Origin of the sequence: Streptomyces sp. NBC_00344 (assembly GCF_036088315.1) — a bacterium.
Taxonomy (GTDB): domain Bacteria; phylum Actinomycetota; class Actinomycetes; order Streptomycetales; family Streptomycetaceae; genus Streptomyces.
Genome location: NZ_CP107996.1, coordinates 5,171,652 through 5,195,607, shown reverse-complemented (window position 1 = coordinate 5,195,607; position 23,956 = coordinate 5,171,652). Strand labels below are relative to the sequence as shown.

General features: G+C 70.5%; 20 protein-coding genes. 12 read left to right on the top strand and 8 right to left on the bottom strand.

Going from position 1 to position 23,956, the window contains the following annotated elements; translation table 11 throughout:
- Positions 1–3: 3 nt before the first annotated feature.
- Positions 4–1,407 carry a cysteine desulfurase/sulfurtransferase TusA family protein gene (locus tag OHS16_RS23425; RefSeq protein WP_328539206.1) on the top strand — a complete coding sequence of 468 codons (1,404 nt, stop codon included), beginning with the start codon at positions 4–6 and terminating at the stop codon, positions 1,405–1,407.
- Between the two features lie 151 nt (positions 1,408–1,558).
- Here the strand turns inward: OHS16_RS23425 and OHS16_RS23420 are convergent, their stop codons facing one another.
- Positions 1,559–2,533: a carbohydrate kinase family protein gene (locus OHS16_RS23420; protein WP_328539205.1), complete on the bottom strand. Its 975-nt coding sequence runs from the start codon at positions 2,531–2,533 to the stop codon at positions 1,559–1,561.
- 129 nt (positions 2,534–2,662) lie between these two features.
- Between OHS16_RS23420 and OHS16_RS23415 the strand changes: the two genes are divergently transcribed.
- Together OHS16_RS23415 and OHS16_RS23410 are read left to right on the top strand one after the other, a co-directional pair.
- Positions 2,663–2,860, top strand: coding sequence for a hypothetical protein (locus OHS16_RS23415; protein WP_328539204.1), 198 nt, complete (start codon positions 2,663–2,665; stop codon positions 2,858–2,860).
- A gap of 130 nt (positions 2,861–2,990) precedes the next feature.
- Entirely contained in the window at positions 2,991–4,457 is a 1,467-nt protein-coding gene (locus OHS16_RS23410; protein WP_328539203.1) for a hypothetical protein, read from the top strand.
- Between the two features lie 130 nt (positions 4,458–4,587).
- Here OHS16_RS23410 and OHS16_RS23405 read toward each other — a convergent pair whose 3' ends face one another.
- Entirely contained in the window at positions 4,588–4,944 is a 357-nt protein-coding gene (locus OHS16_RS23405) for a HesB/IscA family protein (RefSeq protein ID WP_328539202.1), read from the bottom strand.
- 312 nt (positions 4,945–5,256) lie between these two features.
- Between OHS16_RS23405 and nadA the strand changes: the two genes are divergently transcribed.
- On the top strand, positions 5,257–6,438 hold the full coding sequence (gene nadA / locus OHS16_RS23400; protein WP_328539201.1) for a quinolinate synthase NadA: 1,182 nt from the start codon (positions 5,257–5,259) through the stop codon (positions 6,436–6,438).
- Positions 6,439–6,521: 83 nt separating this feature from the next.
- On the opposite strand, the gene OHS16_RS23395 is transcribed toward nadA, so the two are convergent.
- The 5 genes from OHS16_RS23395 to OHS16_RS23375 form a co-directional block, all read right to left on the bottom strand.
- Positions 6,522–9,680 carry an efflux RND transporter permease subunit gene (locus OHS16_RS23395; RefSeq protein ID WP_328539200.1) on the bottom strand — a complete coding sequence of 1,053 codons (3,159 nt, stop codon included), beginning with the start codon at positions 9,678–9,680 and terminating at the stop codon, positions 6,522–6,524.
- 156 nt (positions 9,681–9,836) lie between these two features.
- Positions 9,837–10,517, bottom strand: coding sequence for a response regulator transcription factor (locus OHS16_RS23390; protein ID WP_328539199.1), 681 nt, complete (start codon positions 10,515–10,517; stop codon positions 9,837–9,839).
- Positions 10,514–11,815, bottom strand: a complete 1,302-nt coding sequence (locus OHS16_RS23385) for a sensor histidine kinase (protein ID WP_328539198.1) — start codon at positions 11,813–11,815, stop codon at positions 10,514–10,516. The genes OHS16_RS23390 and OHS16_RS23385 overlap by 4 nt, the downstream gene beginning before the upstream one ends.
- Positions 11,816–11,936: 121 nt before the next feature.
- Positions 11,937–12,215, bottom strand: coding sequence for a PspA-associated protein PspAA (gene pspAA / locus OHS16_RS23380; protein WP_328539197.1), 279 nt, complete (start codon positions 12,213–12,215; stop codon positions 11,937–11,939).
- A gap of 9 nt (positions 12,216–12,224) precedes the next feature.
- A complete protein-coding gene (locus OHS16_RS23375) occupies positions 12,225–13,004 on the bottom strand; it encodes a PspA/IM30 family protein (protein ID WP_328539196.1) in 780 nt (259 codons plus the stop codon).
- Positions 13,005–13,236: 232 nt separating this feature from the next.
- Here OHS16_RS23375 and OHS16_RS23370 point away from each other — a divergent pair, with 232 nt between their 5' ends.
- Complete coding sequence (locus OHS16_RS23370) at positions 13,237–13,833, top strand: DUF3043 domain-containing protein (protein ID WP_328539195.1); 597 nt, start codon at positions 13,237–13,239, stop codon at positions 13,831–13,833.
- Positions 13,834–13,874: 41 nt separating this feature from the next.
- The gene (locus tag OHS16_RS23365) at positions 13,875–14,627 is read left to right on the top strand and encodes a methyltransferase domain-containing protein (RefSeq protein ID WP_328540957.1); all 753 of its coding nucleotides are present in this window, start codon (positions 13,875–13,877) and stop codon (positions 14,625–14,627) included.
- A 55-nt stretch (positions 14,628–14,682) separates the two neighbouring features.
- Here OHS16_RS23365 and OHS16_RS23360 read toward each other — a convergent pair whose 3' ends face one another.
- Positions 14,683–14,913, bottom strand: coding sequence for a hypothetical protein (locus tag OHS16_RS23360; RefSeq protein ID WP_328539194.1), 231 nt, complete (start codon positions 14,911–14,913; stop codon positions 14,683–14,685).
- Between the two features lie 84 nt (positions 14,914–14,997).
- Here OHS16_RS23360 and OHS16_RS23355 point away from each other — a divergent pair, with 84 nt between their 5' ends.
- From OHS16_RS23355 to sucB, 6 genes are all read left to right on the top strand, one after another.
- Positions 14,998–16,200 (top strand): bifunctional adenosylcobinamide kinase/adenosylcobinamide-phosphate guanylyltransferase, encoded by a 1,203-nt coding sequence (locus OHS16_RS23355; RefSeq protein ID WP_328539193.1) that lies wholly within the window; start codon positions 14,998–15,000, stop codon positions 16,198–16,200.
- A 70-nt stretch (positions 16,201–16,270) separates the two neighbouring features.
- Positions 16,271–17,410 (top strand): nicotinate-nucleotide--dimethylbenzimidazole phosphoribosyltransferase, encoded by a 1,140-nt coding sequence (gene cobT, locus OHS16_RS23350; RefSeq protein ID WP_328539192.1) that lies wholly within the window; start codon positions 16,271–16,273, stop codon positions 17,408–17,410.
- Positions 17,411–17,602: 192 nt separating this feature from the next.
- Positions 17,603–18,367: an adenosylcobinamide-GDP ribazoletransferase gene (locus OHS16_RS23345; RefSeq protein ID WP_443042680.1), complete on the top strand. Its 765-nt coding sequence runs from the start codon at positions 17,603–17,605 to the stop codon at positions 18,365–18,367.
- A gap of 331 nt (positions 18,368–18,698) precedes the next feature.
- Positions 18,699–20,210, top strand: a complete 1,512-nt coding sequence (locus tag OHS16_RS23340; RefSeq protein ID WP_328539191.1) for a leucyl aminopeptidase — start codon at positions 18,699–18,701, stop codon at positions 20,208–20,210.
- Between the two features lie 313 nt (positions 20,211–20,523).
- On the top strand, positions 20,524–21,912 hold the full coding sequence (lpdA, locus tag OHS16_RS23335) for a dihydrolipoyl dehydrogenase (RefSeq protein WP_328539190.1): 1,389 nt from the start codon (positions 20,524–20,526) through the stop codon (positions 21,910–21,912).
- A gap of 54 nt (positions 21,913–21,966) precedes the next feature.
- Positions 21,967–23,649: a 2-oxoglutarate dehydrogenase, E2 component, dihydrolipoamide succinyltransferase gene (sucB, locus tag OHS16_RS23330; RefSeq protein WP_328539189.1), complete on the top strand. Its 1,683-nt coding sequence runs from the start codon at positions 21,967–21,969 to the stop codon at positions 23,647–23,649.
- Positions 23,650–23,956 lie beyond the last annotated feature (307 nt).

The window sequence follows — 23,956 nt, the reverse complement described above, 5'->3', positions numbered from 1 at the left end:
CGGGTGCCCTACTTCGATACCGCGTCCTCCGCCCCCCTGCACCCCGTCGCGCGGCAGGCCCTGCAAGCCTCGCTGGACGAGGGATGGGCGGATCCGGCCCGTCTCTACCGGGAGGGGCGGCGTGCCGGGCTGCTGCTCGACGCGGCGCGCGAGGCCGCGGCGGACGCCGTCGGGTGCCGGCCCGACGAGCTGACCTTCACCTCTTCCGGGACCCGCGCGGTCCACTCCGGAATTGCCGGAGCGCTTTCCGGCCGTCGGCGTGTCGGCGGACACCTCGTGGTGTCGGCCGTCGAACACTCCTCGGTCCTCCATGCGGCGCAGGCGCACCGGGCGGGGGGCGGATCGGTCACGGAGGTGCCGGTCGGCAGGACCGGAGCGGTGGCCCCCTCCGCCTACCGCGACGCGCTGCGGGCGGACACCGCACTGGCCTGTCTGCAGTCCGCCAACCACGAGGTGGGCACCGAACAGCCCGTCGCCGAGGTCGCCGACGCGTGCCGGGCGGCGGGGGTACCCCTGCTGGTGGACGCGGCACAGTCACTGGGGTGGGGACGGGTCGAGGGGGCCTGGTCGCTTCTCACCGCGAGTGCCCACAAATGGGGCGGCCCGGCGGGAACCGGGCTGCTGGTGGTGCGCAAGGGTGTGAGGTTCGCCCCCCAAGGCCCTGCCGACGAGCGGGAGTCCGGCCGGGCGGCCGGCTTCCAGAACATCCCGGCCATCGTGGCCGCCGCCGCCTCGCTGCGGGCGGTAAGGGCAGAAGCCGGCGCGGAGGCCGTACGGCTGCGGGCTCTGGTGGACCGGATCCGGACACGGGTGCCCGAACTGGTGCCCGACGTCGAGGTGGCCGGCGATCCGGTGCGGCGGCTCCCGCATCTGGTGACGTTCTCCTGTCTCTACGCCGATGGGGAGACTCTGCTGCACGAGCTGGACAAGGCCGGCTTCTCGGTGTCGTCCGGCTCCTCCTGCACGAGCAGCACGCTGACCCCCAGTCATGTGCTCCGGGCGATGGGCGTGCTGTCCGAGGGGAACATCCGGGTGTCTCTTCCCGCGGGGGTACCGGAAGAGGACGTGGAGCGATTCCTGTCGGTACTGCCGGTGGCCGTGCGGAGCGTACGGGAGCGACTGGGGGCGTCCGGGGCGGAGAGCGAGGACCCGCTCCGGGCTGCTCCGGTGGCGGGCGACCCGCGGGAGCTGGTGGTGGACTCACTCGGCAAGCGCTGCCCGATCCCGGTCATCGAGCTCGCCAAGGTGATCGGGAACGTGCCGGTGGGCGGGGTGGTGACGGTGCTGTCGGACGACGAGGCCGCCCGGCTGGACATCCCGGCCTGGTGCGATATGCGTTCCCAGGAGTACCTGGGTGCGCACCCGGTGGACGGGGGTACCGGCTACCGGGTGCGCCGGGTGTCCTGAGGCCGGGGCCGCATGGCCCGGCCTCAGGACACGTCCGGGAAGTGGCACCGCCCGCCCGGGGTGCGGGCGGGCGGGACGCGGGTCCGGGACAGCCTCAGGCGTCGCGAACCGGGCAGGTCCTCTCGAATACTCGGTACGTATCGGACACGGCCTAGCGCAGGTGGGTCGTGACCTCGGCGGCTGCCTCGTCGCCGTAGGCCTTGGTGAAGCGGGCCATGAAGTTGGCGCGGCGCAGGGTGTACTCCTGGGTACCCAGCGTCTCGATCACCAGGGTCGCCAGCATGCAGCCGACCTGGGCGGCACGCTCCAGGCCCACTCCCCAGGAGAGGCCGGACAGGAAGCCCGCACGGAACGCGTCGCCGACCCCGGTGGGGTCGACCTTGGCCTCCTCTTCCGCGCAGCCGACCTCGATCGGGTCCTCGCCGGTCCGCTCGATACGCACACCGCGCGCGCCGAGTGTGGTGACGCGGTGGCCGACCTTGCCCAGAATCTCCTCTTCCGTCCAGCCGGTCTTGGACTCGATGAGGCCCTTCTCGTACTCGTTGGAGAAGAGATACGTCGCGCCCTCGAGGAGGGTGCGGATGTCGTCGCCGCTCATCCGCGCGATCTGCTGGGAGAAGTCCGCGGCGAAGGGGATCGCGCGGGAACGGCACTCCTCGGTGTGGCGGAGCATCGCCTCGGGGTCGTCCGCGCCGATCAGCACCAGGTCGAGTCCGCCAACGCGTTCGGCGACCCGCTGGAGCTCGATCTGGCGGGCCTCGCTCATCGCCCCGGTGTAGAAGGAACCGATCTGGTTGTGGTCGGCGTCCGTGGTGCAGACGAAACGGGCGGTGTGCAGGACTTCCGAGATCCGTACGGAGCCGGTGTCCACGCCGTGGCGGTCGAGCCAGGCACGGTACTCGTCGAAGTCCGAGCCTGCCGCACCCACCAGCACCGGTCGGGTGCCGAGCAGCCCCATTCCGAAGCAGATGTTGGCGCCGACCCCGCCGCGCCGTACGTCGAGGTTGTCGACGAGGAACGAGAGGGAGACCGTGTGGAGCTGATCGGCGACCAACTGGTCGGCGAAGCGGCCGGGGAAGGTCATGAGGTGGTCGGTGGCGATGGAGCCGGTGACTGCGATGCGCACGCGAGGACGCTCCTGCGGAGGAGGGAGGCTGACACCTCACGCTATCGGGTCACGGTCCTGGTCACGAAGCGGCGAATCTACCCGATAGTAGGCCTTTCTTCGCGGGCCACCGCGTGCCTACGGTGCGGTATGCCGAACTTCATCGCTCCGCACGAGTCCGAAGCCAGCCTCATCGACCTGCGCGGCGACTGCGCCCGTATGGCACCCCATTGGGTCGTTCCCGCGGGGAAGGCGCCCATGCCCGTGCACCCGTCGCTGATTCACGGGGTCACGGTCCCGCCGGCATCGGCGCGGCTCATCGACCAGATGTCCGAATACGGCAACTGAGGGACTCCGGCGCGGCGCCCCGGGGACACCCCGGGGAACCGTGTGCTCTCCCGCTCCGTCACACCCGTGTCTCCCGTAGGCCCGTCCTACGGGAAGAGGCATTACGGCAGCGGAGTCGAAGGAGCATGCGGTGAGCAGCGAGCGACCCGAGAACGACACGGCGGTTCCCCATCGGCGGCGGTCCCCTGCCGTCGTCACCTCGGTGGCCGCGGCGGTACTGCTGGCCGGGGGCGGCGGCGCGTACTGGGCCTCCGCCGCGTCATCAGGCGGCGGGCACACCGGCAGTGCGGACAAGGACAGCAGTCCTCCCCCGCTTGCGCTGGACGGAACGGGACAGAGCGGCGGCACGGCAGGCATCGCCCCCGGGGAGCCGGACCCCCGGGGCACGGTCTACCGCGTCGACGGCGCCCTCCCTGACGGCCCCGCGAAGGCACCGGTGTACCGGGCGGAGGGCACCGTGACCGCGGGCGAGGTGGCGAAGCTCGCCGATGCGCTCGGTATGCCGGGCACACCGCGGCTCGACGGCACCTCCTGGACGGTCGGATCCGACCACGACGGCTCGGGCCCGGTGCTCCGGGTCACGAAGCAGGCCCCCGGCACCTGGACGTTCGCCCGCTTCGGTATCGGCGGCACCGACAACTGCCCCAAGGCCAAGCCCTGTTCCTCCGGAATCGCACCGGGCGGCGAGGGCCCCGCGGTGAGCGAGAAGGCCGCGAAGGCGGCTGCCGCTCCGGTGCTGAAGGCGCTGGGGCAGGATGACGCCAAGATCGACGCGGAGCAGGTGCTGGGTTCGGTACGCGTGGTGAACGCCGAACCGGCGATCGGCGGACTGCCCACCCACGGCTGGACGACCGGACTGCGGATCGGCCCGGACGGAAGTCTGGTCGGCGGCAGCGGAGAGGCCAAGGCCCCGGTCAAGGGGAGCGAGTATCCGCTGATCAGCGCCGGCGATGCGCTGAAGCAGCTGAACGCCCCCGCGGAGGGCGCGAGCCGCGCCGGGACCGGGGGCTGCGCCACCACCGAGCCGCTCACACCCGGCTCTTCCGGCAAGGGAGACACGGGCATCGCCGGCGACACCGGCAAGCGGAAGGGCTCCGCGCCCTGCCTGCCCTCGGCCAAGCCCCCGAAGGGCCCGCGGCAGGCGACCATCAGCCACGCGTCCCTGGGTCTCGCGATGCAGCTCGTCGGAGGCCGGCAGATGCTCGTACCGTCCTGGCTCTTCGAACTGAAGCCGGCCGACAACACCCGGCCCGAAACGGTGACCACGACCGCCGTGGACCCGAAGTACGTGGTGCGTCCGACGCCGCCCGGGGGCCGCAAGCACCCCGGGACCGCGGACAACAGGAAACTGCAGTCCTACAGTTCCGCGGGGCGGAACCTGACGGTGCACTTCTGGGGCGGAGTGTGCGGCACCTACCGGGCGACGGCGGACGAGGACTCCGGCACGGTCCGGGTCACGGTCGACGGGCCGAAGAAGAAGCCGGGCAAGATCTGCGTCGCCCTGGCCAAGGACCTCACCCAGACGGTGACCCTGGACAAGCCGCTGGGGAACCGGCAGGTCGTGGACGAGAGCGGAGATGTCGTCCCCCGCTCATGAGCGTGCGGGGACACGGCAGAAGGCGGCGGCCCCGGATTCCGGGGCCGCCGCCTTCTGGTCCTGCTGCTGGGCCGTGTCGGAGAAGTCCCGGCCGCCCTGCGGGCGGACGCCGCTACTTCTCGGTCGCGGCTTAGCTGAACGAGTCGCCGCAGGCGCAGGAGCCGGTGGCGTTCGGGTTGTCGATGGTGAAGCCCTGCTTCTCGATGGTGTCGACGAAGTCGACGGAGGCGCCGCCCAGGTACGGGGCGCTCATCCGGTCGGTGACGACCTTGACTCCACCGAAGTCCTTGACCACATCTCCGTCGAGCGAGCGCTCATCGAAGAAAAGCTGATACCGGAGGCCTGAGCAGCCACCGGGCTGGACGGCGACGCGAAGAGCGAGGTCGTCCCGGCCTTCCTGGTCGAGCAGGGCCTTGACCTTGGATGCGGCGGCCTCGGACAGGAGGATGCCGTCGCTCACAGTGGTCTTCTCGTCCGATACGGACATCTGCTTCACTCCCGGGATGGGGTTTCCCCGCCTGTGGCAGGGGAGGTGCGGACTGCTTGCCGACGTGTGCAACCGGCGGGGCCGCGGATTCATTCCGGGCCTGGCGCGTTCTTCTTCCCCTTCATGCTCGCACATCCCCTTCGCGGCAGCACAGATCCGGCATCCGGGGATACGTCACATCGACGCGATCCCCATCGTCAAGGTGACGTAAAGCGGTTATGATAGATAACGTCATTTCGACGAGAAGCCATCGGTGCGAGCACCTGCTCCACCGGAGCGGCACAAGCCGCGCGTATTTCGTGAGAAGAAAGGGTGCGTGTCGTGACCACCGCCCAGTCCCTTGATGTCCAGCCGTCGCCCCTGGCCCTGCTGCTCCTCGGCCGCGAGGCCGACCCGAGGAGCGAGCGCGGCGTCGAGTGTCCGGGCGACCTGCCGTCCCCCTCCGACCCGGACCTGGTGGAGCGCGCCCGCGCGGCCAAGGAGAAGCTCGGGGACAAGGTCTTCGTGCTCGGCCACCACTACCAGCGTGACGAGGTCATCCAGTTCGCCGACGTCACCGGTGACTCCTTCAAGCTCGCCCGGGACGCGGCCGCCAGGCCGGAAGCCGAGTACATCGTCTTCTGCGGCGTGCACTTCATGGCCGAATCGGCGGACATCCTCACCTCGGACGGCCAGAAGGTCGTGCTGCCCGACCTGGCCGCCGGCTGCTCGATGGCCGACATGGCCACCGCCGAGCAGGTCGCCGAGTGCTGGGACGTGCTGACCGAGGCCGGTGTGGCCGAGCAGGTCGTCCCGGTCTCGTACATGAACTCCTCCGCCGACATCAAGGCCTTCACCGGCCGGCACGGTGGCACGATCTGCACGTCCTCCAACGCCGAGAAGGCCCTGAACTGGGCCTTCGAGCAGGGCGAGAAGGTCCTCTTCCTGCCGGACCAGCACCTGGGCCGCAACACCGCGGTCCGGGATCTGGGACTGTCGCTCGACGACTGCGTCCTCTACAACCCCCACAAGCCCAACGGCGGCCTCACCGTCGAACAGCTGCGGGACGCGAAGATGATCCTCTGGCGCGGACACTGCTCGGTGCACGGCCGCTTCTCGCTGGACTCGGTCAACGACGTGCGGGAGCGGATCCCCGGAGTACGCGTGCTGGTCCACCCCGAGTGCAAGCACGAGGTCGTGACGGCGGCGGACGAGGTCGGCTCGACCGAGTACATCATCAAGGCCCTCGACGCAGCCCCGGCCGGCTCGAAATGGGCGATCGGCACCGAACTGAACCTGGTCCAGCGGGTGGCCAACGCCCACCCGGACAAGGAGATCGTCTTCCTCGACAGGACGGTGTGCTTCTGCTCGACGATGAACCGTATCGACCTGCCGCATCTGGTGTGGACGCTGGAGTCGCTCGCCGAGGGGAAGCTGGTCAACCGGATCGAGGTCGACCCGGAGACGGAGAAGTACGCCAAGCAGGCCTTGGAGCAGATGCTGGCGCTGCCGTAGCAGACGCCCCGGGTGATACGGAGGCCCCCGCACCGTTCGACATGTTCGGCGGTGCGGGGGCCTTCGTCATACGGGGCGTGCGGTCAGACGTTCACCGGCTCCGGCTCGTCCGAGGACGAGTCCGCGCCGGGCTGACCGGCGATCCCCGCCTTCTTCGCCCGCTTCGCCGCCTTCTTGTCCGCCCGGCGCTCCTTGCGCAGCTCGACCAGCGCATAGAGCGTCGGCACCAGAAGCAGCGTCAGCAGCGTCGATGTGATCAGACCGCCGATCACCACCACGGCGAGGGGCTGCGAGATGAAGCCGCCTTCGCCGGTGACACCGAGTGCCATCGGCAGCAACGCGAAGATCGTCGCCAGTGCGGTCATCAGGATCGGCCGCAAACGGTGCCTGCCGCCCTCGACCACTGCCTCGACCACGCCCAGTCCCTGCGAGCGGTACTGGTTGATCAGGTCGATCAGCACGATGGCGTTGGTGACCACGATGCCGATCAGCATCAGCATGCCGATCATCGCCGGAACGCCCATCGGGGTACCGGTGACCAGCAGCAGTCCGATCGCGCCGGTGGCCGCGAAGGGGATCGAGACCAGCAGGATCAGCGGCTGGACCAACGAGCGGAAGGTGCCCACCAGCAGCATGAAGACGATCGCGACGGCCGCCAGCATGGCCAGCGCCAGGTTCTTGAACGCGTCGCTCTGGTCCGACGAGACACCGCCGATCTCGACGGTGGCGCCCGCCGGGAGCGCCTTCTTCACCGTGCTGATCCTGCTCTGCAGAGCGGTGGAGACCGCGCCGGTGTTGTCCCCGGTCGGCGTCGCCTTGATCGTCGCGGCGCGGGCGCCGTCGATCCGGGTCATCGAGACCGGTCCCGGCACCAGCTTCACCGTGGCGATGTCGCCGAGCCTGACCGCTCCGAGATTCAGCTTCTTCAGCTCGGCGAGCGTGGTGGCCGGGTGCGCCGACTTCACCACGACATCACGCTCGGTGTCGTCGAGGATCGCCTTGCCCGATGTGGTGCCGCGCACCGCCTGGCCCACGGCGGCACCGAGGGTGGTCTCGTTGAAGCCCGCCGCTGCGGCCCTGGCGTTGGCCTTCACCGAGATCCGGGGGACGCTCTGCGACAGGTCGCTCTGCACGTCCTTTACGTGGTCGAGCCCGGCCACCGCGGCGCGTACCTGCTCGGACGCCTTTTTCAGGGTGTCACCGTCGCCGGCCTTGACCACCACGCTCAGATCCTGGCTGCCGAAGCCGCCGCCACTGCCGATGGAAGCCTCGCCGATACCGTCGAGCCCGGCCAGGCCCTTTTCGATGCGGTCCTGGGTGGCGTCGTAGTCCGACGCGTCCTTCAGCGTCACCTGGTACGAGGCCTGGTTGGCGCCCGTGCCACCGCCGAAGGCTGCGGCGAATCCGGAGGAGCCGACCGTGACCTGGTAGTCCTTGACCGTGTCGATGCCGTCCAGCATCGTCTCGACCTTCTTGGCCGCGGTGTCCGCCGCCTCGAGGCTGGTGCCGGGGGACAGCTTCTGGGTCAGCGACAGGGTGTCCTGGTCGCCCTGGTCGAAGAAGTTGGTCTTGAGCAGCGGAGCCATAGCGAACGTGCCGATCAGCACCGCGGCGGCGATCACCAGGCTGGTGACGCGGCGCCGGGTCGCGAAGCGGAGCACCGGGACGTAGGCGCGCTGGAGGCGGCTGCGTTCCTCCTTCGCCTCGGCCCTGCGGCGCAGTTCCGCCGGGTCGGCGCCCGCCGAGCCCTTGGGGGCGCGCAGGAACCAGTACGAGAAGACCGGGACCACGGTGAGTGACACCAGCAGCGATGCGAGCAGCGCCGCGGTGACCGTGATGGAGAACGAACCGAACAGCTGGCCCACCATGCCGCCGACCAGGCCGATCGGCAGGAAGACCGCGACGGTGGTGAGGGTCGACGAGGTGACCGCTCCGGCGACCTCCTTGACCGCCGTGGTGATCGCCGCGTGACGTTCCTCCCCGTAGCCCAGATGCCGCTTGATGTTCTCGAGCACCACGATCGAGTCGTCGACGACCCGGCCGATCGCGATGGTCAGCGCGCCGAGGGTGAGGATGTTCAGCGACAGATCACGGGTCCACAGCACGATCAGCGCGAGCAGCACCGAGAGCGGGATGGAGAGCGCCGTGACCAGGGTGGAGCGGAGCGAGGCCAGGAAGACCAGGATGATGATCACGGCGAAGAGCAGGCCGAGCGCACCCTCGGTGGTGAGTCCCGAGATCGACTTCGACACGGAGGGGCCCTGGTCGAAGATGACCTTGAGGTCGCTGCCCGAGCCGAGGGTCTTGCGCAGACCGGGAAGCTTGTCCTCCACCGCGTTCGACACGGCGACCGCGCTGCCGTCCTGATCCATCGTCAGGGCGACGGAGAGGCTGGGCCTGCCGTCGGTCCGGGTGATGGAGACCGCGGTGGAGGGCTGCTCGGCGACCTTGGCGATGTCGCCGAGACGAACCGGCTTCGCCGCGGGCTTGCCCGGCGCGGCCTGGCCGGTGACCCGCAGGTCCTCGATCTGCTTGAGCGAGGTGTAGCCGCCTCCGACCTGGATCGTGCGGCTCCTGCCGTTCTCGGAGAACGAACCGGCGGGCAGGGTGGCGCCGTTCGCCTGCAGGGCCTGGCCGAGGGAGGCCGCGTTCAGCCCGGCGGCGGCCAGCTTCCCGTCGTCGGGGGTGACGGTGACCTGAAGGTCCTGCACACCGTCGACGCTGACCCGGCCGACGCCGTCGATGTCCTGGAGGACGGGGACGACCGAGCGGTCGAGCTGGTCGGCGAGTGCCTGCTGGTCCTTGTCCGATGTGACGGCGAGTACGACGGTCGGGATGTCGTCCGTCGAGCCGGCCACGACCTGCGGGTCGACCTCGTCGGGGAGATTGACCCTGGCCCGGTTCACGGCCTGCTGCACGTCGGCGACCAGCTGCTTGGAGCCGTTGCCGTAGTCGAACTGGGCCATGATGACGGCGTTGCCCTCACTCGCCGTCGAGGTCACCCCCTTGATGCCGTCGACAGCCTTGATGGTGTCCTCGAGCGGCTCGACGACCTGCTTCTCGACCACATCGGGGGACGCTCCCTGATAGGGGGCGAGCACCGACACCATCGGCAGTTCGATGGTGGGCAGCAGCTGCTGCTTGAGCTGCGGGATGGCAATCGCGCCGAAGACGACGGCGACGATCGATATCAGCCCGATCAGGGCCCGTTGCGCGAGGCTGAATCTGGACAGCCAGGACATGGGGTCTCTCTTCTGTGGCGTACGAAGCAGGTGTGGCATGCGGGAATGACGGGCACATGTGCCCCACCTATACCTTCGGCCACCGGTGGACCCGGATTCCTCGCTCCCAGGTGCCTTTCCTTATCCGGCACATACAGCAGGTGGAGTACGCCGCCACTACGCCCTTGGGTGGACCAGGCCCGATTCATAGGCGATTACCACCAATTGGGACCGGTCGCGGGCACCGAGCTTCGCCATCGCCCTGTTCACATGCGTCTTGACGGTGAGCGGGCTGACCGTCAGCAGTTCCGCGATCTCGTCGTTGGAGTGACCGCCGCCGACCTGGACGAGCACCTCGCGCTCCCGCACCGTCAGGGCGTCGAGCCGCCCCGCGTACGCCTCCGGGTCTCCCGGGTCCGCACTGCCGCCCTGGGCGAGGAACCGGGCGATGAGGCCCTTGGTGGCGACCGGGGAGAGCAGCGCTTCACCTGCCGCCGCGATGCGGATGGCATTGAGCAGTTCGTCCGGTTCGGCACCCTTGCCGAGGAAACCCGACGCCCCCGCCCGCAGGGACTGGACCACGTACTCGTCCACCTCGAAGGTGGTGAGCATGACCACCCGCACACCGGCGAGTTCCGGGTCGGCGCTGATCATTCTGGTGGCCGCGAGGCCGTCGGTACCGGGCATCCTGATGTCCATCAGGACGACGTCGGCCGCCTCGGACCGGGCGAGCGCCACCGCCTGCGCGCCGTCGGCCGCCTCCCCCACGACCTCCATGTCGGGCTCGGAGTCCACCAGAACCCGGAACGCGCTGCGCAGCAGCGTCTGATCATCGGCGAGCAAAACCCTGATCGTCATGCGTCCTCCCCCGTGCCTGCCGTGACCGGAAGTATCGCCTGGACCCGGAAACCACCGCCGTATCGGGGCCCTGCCGTGCACGAACCCCGCAGGGCCGTGGCACGCTCGCGCATGCCGATGAGCCCGTGGCCCCCGCCGTCGATTCCCTCCCGCGCGCCGCCTGCGGACGGTGGCGTATCACCGCTGCCCGCGGCTCTGCCGTTGTCGAGGACGGTGACCTCGACGGCCGGTCCGACGCGTACCACGCTCACCTCGGCCTTGGCATCCGGTCCCGCGTGCTTCTGCACATTGGTCAGCGCCTCCTGGATGATCCGGTACGCGGCCAGGTCCACGGCCGCCGGCATCCCCGTGCCCTCGTTGTTGCAGGCGACCTCCACCGGCAGCCCCGCGTTGCGGAAGGTGTCGACCAGATCGTTGAGCACGGCGAGGCCGGGGGCCGGTTCGGTGGGCGCCTCCGGGTCGCCGGACTGGCGCAACAGGCCCACGGTGGCGCGCAGTTCGTTCAGGGCGGAGCGACTGGCCTCCCGGACGTGCCCGAGCGCCTCCTTGGCCTGATCGGGGCGTTTGTCCATGACATGGGCCGCCACCCCTGCCTGGACGTTCACCAGCGCGATGTGGTGGGCGACCACGTCATGGAGGTCACGGGCGATCCGCAGCCGCTCCTCCGCGACCCTGCGTCTGGCCTCCTCGTCCCGGCTGCGCTCGGCACGCTCGGCGCGCTCGCGGATGGCGTCGACGAAGGCCCGCCGGCTGCGTACGGCGTCGCCCGCCGCGGCGGCCATGCCGGTCCAGGCGAAGATCCCGACGTTCTCCTGGGAGTACCAGGGGGTGTCGCTGAAGCACATCGCGAACGCCGTCAGCAGACCCATGGTCAGCAGCCCGACCCGCCACGTGGTGGGCCGGTCGGTACGGGCGGCGACCGTGAAGAGAGCGATGACCGCGCTCATCGCCACCGGAGCGGGAGGCTCACCGAAGACGAGCTCGATGATGGTGACCGCGCCCGTGACGGCGAGTACCTCCATGGGCCGGCGCCGTCTGAGGATGAGAGCCGCCGCGCCGAGCAGCATCAGGAGGAGGCTGCGGAGATCCGGGGACCTGGTGCCGAAGGTGGGCCCGGCGGGGCCGCTGGTGTCCGCGAACGAACCGGCGACCATGCAGATCAGCACGCCGAGGGCCAGGCCGGCGTCGAACGCCGGCGGATGGGCGCGCAGCCAGGCGACGGTGCGCACGTAGCCGGTACCGGCCTTCGACGGGTCACTCACGTCGAGCAACGGTACGGCGTGCCGGGGCGTGGTCATACCGCTCGGCATGTTCCCGGTACAGGAGGAGTCCTGGAACACACAGCACGGCGCCCCGCACCCGGAGGGATGCGGGGCGCCGAAGCGACCGGAACGGGCCTGCGACCAGCCGGAAAAAGCTTCAGCCGGGGATCAGGCCGTCCTCGTTGAGCATGGCCCTGACTTCCTCGAGAGTGGCGTCCACCGGGGGCAGGATCAGCTCCGACGGGGCCAGGGAGTCGTCCGGCACCGGAGCTCCGAGCTCCCGCACCTTGTCGAGCAGGGCATGAAAAGTGCGGCGGAAGCCGTCCTCGTCACCGTTCTGCATTACGGCGAGCAGCTCGTCGTCCAGCTTGTTGAGCTCCGTGAAGTGGCTGTCGGCCAGCTCCATCTGGCCTTCACCCATGATCCGTACGATCATGACGCTTCCCTACTGCTTGTCGAACTTCGGGTGGGCCTGGTCCTGCGGCTGACCGCCCTCGATGGCCTGCTGCGACGACGACGATCCGCCGGCCAGTTCGGCCTTCATGCGCTGCAGCTCCAGCTCCACATCGGTACCACCGGAGATGCGGTCCAGCTCAGCGGAGATGTCGTCCTTGCCCATCCCGGACTGGTCGTCCAGGGCACCCGACGCAAGCAGTTCGTCGATCGCACCGGCCCTGGCCTGCAGCTGGGCGGTCTTGTCCTCGGCCCGCGCGATCGCCTGACCGACGTCACCCATCTCCTCGGAGATTCCCGAGAAGGATTCGGCGATCCGGGTCTGCGCCTGGGCCGCCGTGTAGGTGGCCTTGATGGTCTCCTTCTTCGTACGGAAGGCGTCGACCTTGGCCTGCAGACGCTGGGCGGCGAGGGTGAGCTTCTCCTCCTCGCCCTGCAGCGTCTGGTGCTGCGTCTCCAGGTCCGTGACCTGCTGCTGCAGCGCGGCGCGGCGCGAGAGCGCCTCGCGGGCCAGATCCTCACGCCCCAGCGCGAGGGCCTTGCGGCCCTGGTCCTCCAGCTTCGAGGACTGGCCCTGCAACTGGTTCAGCTGCAGTTCGAGACGCTTGCGCGAGGTCGCCACGTCGGCGACCCCACGGCGTACCTTCTGGAGCAGCTCAAGCTGCTTCTGGTACGAGTAATCGAGAGTCTCGCGCGGATCCTCGGCCCGGTCCAGGGCCTTGTTGGCCTTCGCGCGGAAGATCATCCCCATACGCTTCATGACACCGCTCATGGGCTTCGCGCGCCCCCTTCTGACGGACTACGGCTCCAGCACTTGAACCCAGACTACGGGCCCTGCATCCATTACCGCACTGTTCCGGAGCGGATGCGCTCCTCCTCCAGGACGACCTGCACCGGAATCCACTCCCGCGCAGGGAGTAGGTGACTCTAGGGGAAGCCGTCGTTGCCGGATCGTTCCCCCTGGGGCTGGGACCCGTGGGCGGTACCCCTTACCCTTGGGTTTTGTGTTCCGTAGCCGCGCCAATGAAGAGAAGGCCGCCACCTCCAAGGTGACGTCGGACCTCTCCCAGCAGACCCGCGACCCGCAGGCCCCCAAAGGTCGCCCCACCCCCAAGCGGAGTGAGGCGCAGTCCCAGCGACGCCGCGCGGTCACTCCGACGACCGACCGCAAGGAGGCCGCCAAGCGTCAGCGCGAGGTCCGGCGTGCGGACATGGCCAAGCAGCGGGAGGCTCTCGCCAGTGGCGACGAGCGCTACCTGCCGGCCAGGGACAAGGGACAGGCGCGCCGGTTCGCCCGCGACTTCGTCGACTCCCGCTGGTGCCTCGCCGAGTTCTTCCTGCCGCTCGCGGTGATCATTCTGGTACTCAGCATCGTCCGGATCCCCGGCGTCCAGAACATCGCGCTGCTGCTCTGGCTCGTCGTCATCGTGCTGATCGTCATCGACTCGATCGGTATCTGGTTCCGGCTGAAGAAGCAGCTGAACCAGCGCTTCCCCAACGAGCCCAAGCGTGGCGCCGTCGCCTACGGCCTGATGCGCACCCTCCAGATGCGCCGGATGCGTCTGCCGAAGCCGCAGGTCAAGCGGGGAGAGCGGCCCTGAGCACGGGCTACCCGGGGTTCGCCGGCGCTTCGTCCGCGTGGCTGAAGGGCCTGGGCGGGCTTCGCAACACCGTCCGCCAGGAGCTGGTCGCCCGCCAGCTGGATGAGCAGCTGGGCGCCCGGTTCCCGGTCGGACAGCGGCTGCGGATACTCGACGTCGGTACGGGCCAGGGCACCCAGGCCCTGCGCCTGGCCCGGGCCGGGCACACGGTCACCGGTCTGGAATCCGACCCGGAGATGCTCAGGGTGGCCCGCGATGCCCTGGCCACCGAGCCGGAAGGCATCCGTGAACGGATGCGGCTGATGGACGGCGACGGCCGGGAGACCGGCGCGCACTTCCTGCCCGGCAGCTTCGATGTGGTGCTCTGCCACGGTGTGCTGATGTACGTGGAGGAACCGGACGCGATGCTGGCGGGTCTGGCCAGAATGCTGGCGCCCGGGGGTCTGCTCTCGCTGCTGGTACGGAACGCGAACGCGCTCGCCATGCGGCCCGGCCTGGCCGGTGACTGGCCGGAGACGCTGGCCGCCTTCGACACGGACACCTACACCAACCGTCTCGGTCTCACCGTGCGCGCCGACCGCCTGGAGGCGGTGACGGCCACGCTGGCCGGGATCGCGGCCCCGTTGCACGCCTGGTACGGCGTGCGGGTCTTCACCGACGGTGTGGCAAACGAGGTGGAGCTGCCGTCGGCCCAGGAACTCGACCGGCTGCTCGCCGCTGAGGACCGGGCCGGCCGGACCGAGCCGTACAAGGCGGTCGCCGCGCTCCTGCATCTGTGCGGTGTGCGCGGCTGACGCTGTCCGCGAGCGGGGGGTCCGGGGGCCTCGCCCCCGGACAGCAGGCCTGGCCTCAGGCCGACTCCGGCTCCTCCTCCGGCTGCTCCGCGTGCAGACTCATCGGACCATAGATCTTGGTCGCGTCCTCGAACAGCGTCACCTGGTCCGCGCCGCCCTCGAGCAGCTCTTTCCAGGCCTCGCCGATCCAGGACTCCGCGTCACCCTGCGTGGTGAACTCCTCGGGGACCACCGCCGGCTGTGTCTCCGTACCGTCCGACTTCTCGAACCGCCACGTCCACGCCATGTCCGCCTCCTGGATGCCAATCCGATGCTGCTGGCAGCGTAGCCGGGCGAGCACCGGCAGCGGCGACGCGGGAGGATCGTATTCGTGGAACTCACTCTCCTCGGTACCGGCGCCCCCGACGGCCTGCCCCGTCCCGAGTGCCCCTGTGCCGTCTGCGCCTGTGCCCGCGGCGACCGGGCGCGCGCCGCGACGGCGCTGCTCCTGGACGGCGCGCTGCTGCTCGATCTGACCCCGGGGGCCGCGCTGGCGGCCGCGCGCGCCGGACATTCGCTGGCGGGGGTGCGCCAGGTGCTGCTCACCCACCCGCACGACGGTCCAGCGGTGGAACTGCCCGCCGGGCTCCCGTCGGCCGGCCGGGTGCCCGACGGGCGGGTGCTCACCCTGATGAGCGGCCACCGGGTGCGGGCGGTGCCGATGGACTCCCCCGGCACCGGGTACGAGGTCACGTCGCCCGGCGGCGAGCGGCTGCTCTATCTGCCCCCCGGGGGGTCTCCCGCCGGGCTCTCGGCGAACAGCTCAGGCCCGTACGAGATGGTCGTCGCCGATGTCGTCGGACGGCCCGACGCACTGGCCGCGCTGCGGGCGGCGGGCGCCGCCGGTCCCACCACGGATGTCATCGCCGCCCATCTCGGCCACGACGCCCCACCGGGTCCTGAACTCGACCGCCGGCTGGCCGCCGCGGGTGCGCGGACGGTGCCGGACGGCACGACACTGATCGTCGGCGAGTACCACGCGGTCCCGGATCTCCCGCGCCGCACCCTGGTACTGGGCGGGGCACGTTCCGGCAAGTCCCTGGAGGCCGAACGGAGGCTGGAGTCCTTTCCCGGGGTCGTGTACGTCGCGACGGGCGGCAGCCGCGAAGGTGACACCGAATGGGCTTCCCGGGTGGGGCTGCACCGTGAGCGCAGGCCAGGCTCCTGGCGCACCGACGAGACCTGCGACCTGGTGCCGCTTCTCGCCGCGGCCGGGCCGCCTCTGCTGATCGACTGCCTTTCGCTGTGGCTGACCGATGCGATGGACCGGGCCGGTGCCTGGGACGACGACCGCTGGGCCGCCGGCGGCGAACGTGCGCTGCGCGCGCGGGTCGCCGAACTCGTCGCCGCGGTGCGGGCCACGGGCCGCACCCTCGTCGCGGTGAGCAACGAGGTCGGCTCCGGGGTGGTGCCCGCGACCGCGTCCGGGCGGCGCTTCCGCGATGAACTGGGCCGGCTGAACGCGGCGTTCGCCGATGAATGCGAGCATGTGCTGCTGGTCGTCGCCGGGCAGGCGGTCGTGCTGCGCGGCTGAACCGGCGGCCGGCCGGAAGTCCGCCGACTCGGCGCACGGTTCGGGGGCTGCTGCCGGTACTGTTCGGCGAATGAGCTCGCTGAATCTCGACGACTTCTCCGATCTGATCGAACGCCCCGACAGCGGCGTACGTCGCGACGCCGAGGAACGCCGGGAGCGGCTGAACGTGCCGCCCGGCGCACTCGGCCGGCTCGACGAACTCGGCGAGTGGCTCTCGGCCGCGCAGTCCGCGGTACCGGTCAAGCCCGTCGAGAACGTGCGTATGGTGCTGGTCGCCGGCGACCACGGGGTGGCCACGCTGGGTGTCTCGGCCCGTCCCGCGGGAGGCGCCCACCACCTCGTGAGGGCCGTGCTCGACGGCGTGAGCAGCTCCGCGGTACTCGCCCGCAGACTCGGCGTGCCGGTCCGGATCATCGACGCGGGGCTCGACTGCGACCCCGCTCTGCTGCCCGACGAAGTGGTACGCCACCGGGTGCGGCGCTCCAGCGGCCGGATCGACATCGAGGACGCGCTCACCGCCGAGGAGGCGGAGCAGGCCGTACGGCTGGGCATGGCGATCGCCGACGAGGAGGCGGACTCGGGCACCGACCTGGTCGTCCTGGGCGATCTCAGCGTCGGCGGCACCACGGCCGCCGCCACCCTGATCGCCGCACTGTGCGGCACCGACGCGTCGGTGGTCACCGGCCGCGGTGGCGCAGTCATCGACGATCTCGCCTGGATGCGGAAATGTGCCGCCGTCCGCGACGCCCTGCGCCGGGCCCGCCCGGTCCTCGGCGACCAGCTGGAGCTGCTGGCTGTGGTCGGCGGCGCCGACCTGGCGGCGATGACCGGATTCCTGCTGCAGGCCGCGGTGCGCAGGATGCCGGTGATCCTCGACGGAGTGGTCTCCGCTGCCTGCGCGCTGGTCGGCCAGCGGGCGGCTTTCCGCGCCCCCGACTCCTGGCTGGCGGGCCAGCTCAGCGGCGAGCCCGCCCAGGCGAAGGCGCTGGACCGGATGGCACTCACCCCGCTGCTCGACCTCGGAGTGACGGTCGGCGAGGGCAGCGGGGCGCTGCTCGCGCTCCCGCTCGTCCAGTCGGCCGCCGCGCTCGCGGCCGAGCTTCCGGAGCGTCCTGCCGAGGACGCGGAGGACGGCGCGGACGCGAAGGACAACGCGGACGCCGTGGAGACGGCCACCGGAGTCGCCGCGGAGCAGTCACCGGTGGAGTGAGGGCCTCCCGTAGTCCCGGTGGAGTGCGGGCCGTCCCGTAGTCCCGGCGCGCACGACGACCGCCGCGGAGCTCGCCGAGCGTGCCTGCCGGCGGATCCGGGGCCGGTCCCCCCGGGACGGGCTCCGCCGCCCCGCGCAGCAGGTCGCACGCCCCGCACCGGGGTACAAGCGCCGGCGGATAACCTGCGCGCCATGGACGGCATACGTTTCGCCTTCGGCACGCTCACGGTCCTCCCGGTCCGGGTGACCCGCTGGGACCGCGCCGCGGCGCGCTCCGGGATGCTCTGCGCACCGCTGGCCGGTCTCGTGGTGGGGCTGTGCGCCGGGGTGCTCGGCGCCGTTCTGCTGCTGGCCGGCTCGGGCCCGCTGCTCGCGGCCGTGGCGAGCGCGGCGGTACCGGCCGTTCTCACCCGGGGCCTGCATCTGGACGGCCTGGCCGACGTCGCCGACGGTCTGGGAAGTGCGAAGCCCGCCGAGGACGCGCTGCGGATCATGAAGCAGTCCGACATCGGCCCGTTCGGTGTCATCACCCTGCTGTTCGTGCTGCTCGCCCAGGTGGCGGCCCTCGACCGGCTCTACGCAGCGGGCTGGGCACACGGTGCGTCCGCTGCGGCGGTCTCCGCGCTGGCGGCCAGGCTGGCGCTGACCCTGGCCTGCCGCACGGGCGTGCCGGCGGCCCGCCCCGACGGCCTGGGAGCCGCGGTGGCCGGAGCGGTGCCGACTCCCGCCGCGCTGGGCGCAGTTGTGCTGGTGACCGCCTGCTGCGCCGGCCTCGGTGCCGGCCTCCAGCCGTACGGCGCGCTGCGCGGCGGTCTTGCGGTACTGGGCGGGCTGCTCGCTGCGCACTTCCTGCTCGGGCACTGTGTGCGACGTTTCGGCGGGGTCACGGGCGATGTCTTCGGCGCTGTCGCCGAAACGGCGGCGACGGCGTCGGTGGTCGTCCTGGCGCTGGGGTAGGCCGTGTCCGGGACGTGGCGGCGTCCGCCCGGAGGGCGGGCCCAGCGGCGTCACGCACGCCCCGGGGACTCCCGTCCGGATCCTGCCCGGTCCGCGCGCCCCGGTGCCGTGGACGGGTCCGCCCGTGGAGGTGCACGTGCGTGCGTGCCGGGCCTCGCGACGCGGCGGACGCCGCCTGCCACGGCATCAGGACGACCAGGCCACCGTATCCCCGGACAATCGGGGCCGGATCCCGCGTGGGGGGTATTCCGTCACCGAGCGTAGGCTCTGCGACGGGGCGGCCCCATCCACCGGCCACCAACGAACTCAACGAAAGCGAGAATTCACTACCGTGACTGCTCTCACTCTCAGTACGGCGGGCGCCGCGACGCTGCGCGCCGACGCCGTCGTCGTAGGCGTGGCGAAGGGCGCCAAGGGCCCCGTGGTCGCATCCGGCGCCGAGGCCGTGGACAAGGCGTTCGACGGAAAGCTCGCCGCCGTTCTGGAGACCCTGGGCGCCACCGGCGGTGAGGGTGAGGCGACGAAGGTCCCCGCCCCCGCCGGTCTCAAGGCCCCGCTCGTGCTGGCCGTCGGTCTGGGCCCCGTCCCGGACGAGGACGAGGCGTATGCCGAGGAGACACTGCGCCGCGCGGCGGGCGTCGCCGCCCGCACACTGTCCGGCGTCAAGAAGGCCGCCTTCGTGCTGCCCGTCGAGGCCGCCGAGGACATCCAGGCCATCGGAGAGGGCGCGCTGCTCGGTTCGTACGCCTTCACCGCCTTCCAGGAGAAGGGCAAGGACGCCAAGGGCCCGCTGGGCGAGGCGACCGTGCTCGGCGCCAAGCCGCGGGACAAGGCTCACAAGGCTGCCGTGGAGCGCGCGGTCGCCGTGGCCGAGGAGATCAACCGGGCCCGCGACCTGGTCAACACCCCGCCCAACGAGCTGGACCCCGAGGCCTTCGCCGCGGTCGCCGCTGCGGCCGGCAAGGAACACGGCATCAAGGTGCAGGTGCTCGACGAGAAGGCGCTCGCCAAGGGCGGCTACGGCGGCATCCTCGGCGTAGGCGTCGGCTCGGAGGCCCCGCCGCGGCTGGTGAAGCTGTCCTACACGCACTCCAAGGCGGAGAAGTCGCTGGCCTTCGTCGGCAAGGGCATCACCTACGACTCGGGCGGCATCTCGCTGAAGCCGGCCGGCCACAACGAGACGATGAAGTGCGACATGGCAGGCGCGGCCGCGGTGTTCGCGGCCGTCGTCGCCGCCGCGCGGCTCGGTCTGCAGGTCAATGTCACCGGCTGGCTCGCGCTCGCCGAGAACATGCCTTCCGGCTCCGCCACCCGCCCCGGTGACGTGCTGCGGATGTACAGCGGCAAGACCGTCGAGGTGCTGAACACCGACGCCGAGGGCCGCCTCGTCCTGGCCGACGCCCTGGCGAAGGCGTCCGAGGAGACCCCCGACGCGATCGTCGACGTGGCGACCCTGACCGGCGCGATGGTGCTCGCCCTCGGCAACCGCACCTTCGGCATCATGGCCAACGACGACGCCTTCCGTACCTCGCTGCACGAGATCGCGGAGGAGGTCGGCGAGCCGTCCTGGCCCATGCCGCTCCCCGCGGACCTGCGCAAGGGCATGGACTCCCCGACCGCCGACATCGCCAACATGGGCGAGCGGATGGGCGGCGGCCTGGTGGCCGGCCTGTTCCTGAAGGAGTTCGTCGGCGAGGGCATCACCTGGGCCCACCTGGACATCGCCGGGCCGGCCTTCAACGAGGCCGGTCCGTTCGGCTACACGCCCAAGGGCGGCACCGGCTCGGCCATCCGCACCCTGGTGCGGCTGGCGGAGCGCACCGCCGAGGGCGAGCTCGGCTGAGCCGGCGCCCCGGTCTGATTCTGTGTGATTCCGTGCGGCCCCGGGTCTCCCGGGGCCGTACGGTTTTGCCATGGCTTTACCCCTGTTCGCCTTGAACGAAATCAATCCCTCTGAACACCTGGACAACCGTGCGGAACGGCGGGTGGGACGAACAGCACTCCGGCCCGGCGTCTCGTCCGCGCCCGACAAGTGCGAAGATGGGTTCTCGGCAGGACAGGGCCCCACCACAGGGCCGAAAAAAAAGCGGCCGTACACCCGCCGCCGCCCGGTCAGGGAAGACCGGCACCGGCGCACCATGCATGGAGGACGTGACGTGGCGAACGACGCCAGCACCGTTTTCGACCTAGTGATTCTCGGCGGCGGTAGCGGCGGTTACGCCGCGGCGCTGCGCGGAGCGCAGCTTGGTCTCGACGTCGCCCTGATCGAGAAGAACAAGCTCGGCGGCACCTGCCTGCACAACGGCTGCATCCCCACCAAGGCCCTGCTGCACGCCGGCGAGATCGCCGACCAGGCGCGCGAGAGCGAGCAGTTCGGGGTCAAGACCACCTTCGAGGGCATCGACATCGCGGGCGTCCACAAGTACAAGGACGACGTGATCGCGGGCCTCTACAAGGGCCTTCAGGGCCTGGTCGCCTCCCGCAAGGTGACCTACATCGAGGGTGAGGGCCGTCTCTCCTCCCCCACCTCGGTCGATGTGAACGGCCAGCGTGTCCAGGGCCGCCACATCCTGCTCGCCACCGGCTCCGTACCGAAGTCGCTGCCGAGCCTGGAGATCGACGGCAACCGCATCATCTCCTCGGACCACGCCCTGACGCTGGACCGGGTCCCCGAGTCCGCGATCATCCTGGGCGGCGGCGTCATCGGCGTCGAGTTCGCCTCGGCGTGGAAGTCCTTCGGCACCGACGTGACCATCGTCGAGGGCCTGAAGCACCTCGTCCCGATCGAGGACGAGAACAGCTCCAAGCTGCTCGAGCGCGCGTTCCGCAAGCGGGGCATCAAGTTCAACCTGGGCACCTTCTTCCAGAAGGCCGAGTACACCCAGAACGGTGTCAAGGTCACCCTGGCCGACGGCAAGGAGTTCGAGGCCGAGCTGCTGCTCGTGGCCATCGGCCGCGGACCGGTCTCGCAGGGCCTCGGTTACGAGGAACAGGGCGTCGCGATGGACCGCGGCTACGTCCTGGTCGACGAGTACATGCGTACCAACGTCGAGACGATCTCCGCCGTCGGTGACCTGGTCCCCACCCTGCAGCTGGCGCACGTCGGCTTCGCCGAGGGCATCCTGGTCGCGGAGCGTCTCGCCGGTCTCAAGACCGTGCCGATCGACTACGACGGTGTGCCGAAGGTGACCTACTGCCACCCGGAGGTCGCGTCCGTGGGCATCTCCGAGGCGAAGGCCAAGGAGATCTACGGGGCGGACAAGGTCGTCGCTCTGAAGTACAACCTGGCGGGCAACGGCAAGAGCAAGATCCTCAAGACCGCGGGTGAGATCAAGCTCGTGCAGGTCAAGGATGGCGCCGTGGTCGGCGTCCACATGGTCGGTGACCGTATGGGCGAGCAGGTGGGCGAAGCCCAGCTGATCTACAACTGGGAGGCTCTGCCGGCCGAGGTCGCGCAGCTCATCCACGCGCACCCGACACAGAGCGAGGCGCTCGGCGAGGCCCACCTGGCCCTGGCCGGCAAGCCTCTGCACTCCCACGACTGATCATGACCGGGCGCGACGACCACTTCCGCACATTCGTAAGGAGCAACTGAAACCATGTCGGTTTCCGTAACCCTGCCGGCGCTCGGCGAGAGCGTCACCGAGGGCACTGTCACCCGCTGGCTGAAGGCCGAGGGTGAGCGCGTCGAGGCCGACGAGCCGCTGCTCGAGGTCTCGACCGACAAGGTCGACACCGAGATCCCGGCCCCGGCTTCCGGCGTTCTGTCAGCCATCAAGGTCGCCGAGGACGAGACCGTCGAGGTCGGCGCCGAGCTGGCCGTCATCGACGACGGCACCGGCGCACCTGCCGCCGATTCCGCCCCGGCCGCGGCCGAGGCGCCTGCCGAGGCCCCCGCGGCCCCGGAACCGGCTGCCGCGGCTCCTGCCGCCGAGCCGCAGGCCGAGGCCCCGGCCCCCGCCTCCGGCGGTTCCGCCGAGGGCACCGACGTGGTCCTGCCCGCGCTCGGTGAGAGCGTGAGCGAGGGCACCGTCACCCGCTGGCTGAAGGAGGTCGGGGACGAGGTCGCGGAGGACGAGCCGCTGCTCGAGGTCTCGACCGACAAGGTCGACACCGAGATCCCCTCGCCCGTCGCCGGCACCCTGCTGCAGATCCTGGTCGGCGAGGACGAGACCGCCGAGGTCGGCGCCAAGCTCGCGGTGGTCGGCGCGAAGGGTGCGGCTCCCGCCGCTGCTCCCGCTCCGGCCCAGCAGGCACCGGCTCCGGCCGCGCCTGCCACCCCGGCCCCCGCAGCTCCGGCCGCTCCGGCACCGGCCGCCGCGGCCCCGGCACCCGCTCCGGCTGCGACCGCAGGCGACGACGGCGCCTACGTGACCCCCCTGGTCCGTAAGCTCGCCGCCGAGAACAGCGTCGACCTGGGCCAGGTCAAGGGCACCGGTGTCGGTGGCCGTATCCGCAAGCAGGACGTCATCACCGCCGCGGAGACCGCCAAGGCCGCCGCTCCGGCGCCGTCCGCCGCTCCCGCCGCCGCTTCCAAGGCGCCGAAGCTGGAGTCGTCACCGCTGCGCGGACAGACCGTCAAGATGACCCGGATGCGCAAGGTCATCGGCGACAACATGATGAAGGCCCTGCACAGCCAGGCTCAGCTGACCTCCGTGGTCGAGGTGGACATCACCAAGCTGATGAAGCTGCGCAACCAGGCGAAGGACGGCTTCGCCGCCCGCGAGGGCGTCAAGCTGTCCCCGATGCCGTTCTTCGTCAAGGCTGCCGCCCAGGCTCTGAAGGCCCACCCGGTGGTCAACGCCCGAATCAACGAGGACGAGGGCACGATCACCTACTTCGACACCGAGAACATCGGTATCGCGGTGGACTCCGAGAAGGGTCTGATGACCCCGGTCATCAAGGATGCGGGCGGCCTCAACCTCGCGGGCATCTCGAAGAAGACCGCGGAGCTGGCCGGCAAGGTCCGTTCCAGCAAGATCAGCCCCGACGAGCTGTCCGGGGCGACCTTCACGGTCAGCAACACCGGCTCGCGCGGTGCGCTGTTCGACACGGTCATCGTCCCGCCGAACCAGGCAGCCATCCTGGGTGTCGGCGCCACCGTCAAGCGTCCGGCGGTCATCGAGACCGCCGAGGGCACCGTCATCGGCATCCGTGACATGACCTACCTGGCTCTCTCCTACGACCACCGCCTGGTGGACGGCGCCGACGCGGCCCGTTACCTGTCGACGGTCAAGGCGATCCTGGAGGCCGGCGAGTTCGAGGTCGAGCTCGGCCTGTAACCACCGGTCCCAACTGCCGCGCCCCTGTCCGGATCTCTTCCGGTCGGGGGCGCGGCTGCGTTGTGTCGCGGCGAAAAACGCTGCCCCAAGTACCGTGACATGCCGGGCAGTTAACGGCCGATACGGTCGACGGGACGGCCACCACAGTTACGGACCATTTGCCTGGTTTTGAAGATCGATGCGCAGTAAGCAAAGCCATAAGACTTCAAGGTGTGCCGTGACGTGAACAACTGGCCGGACGACTGCGGAAGTACCAAGACCTGGGACCTCAACTGATCGTTGACCTACCGGTCCATCGTCTGTGCCG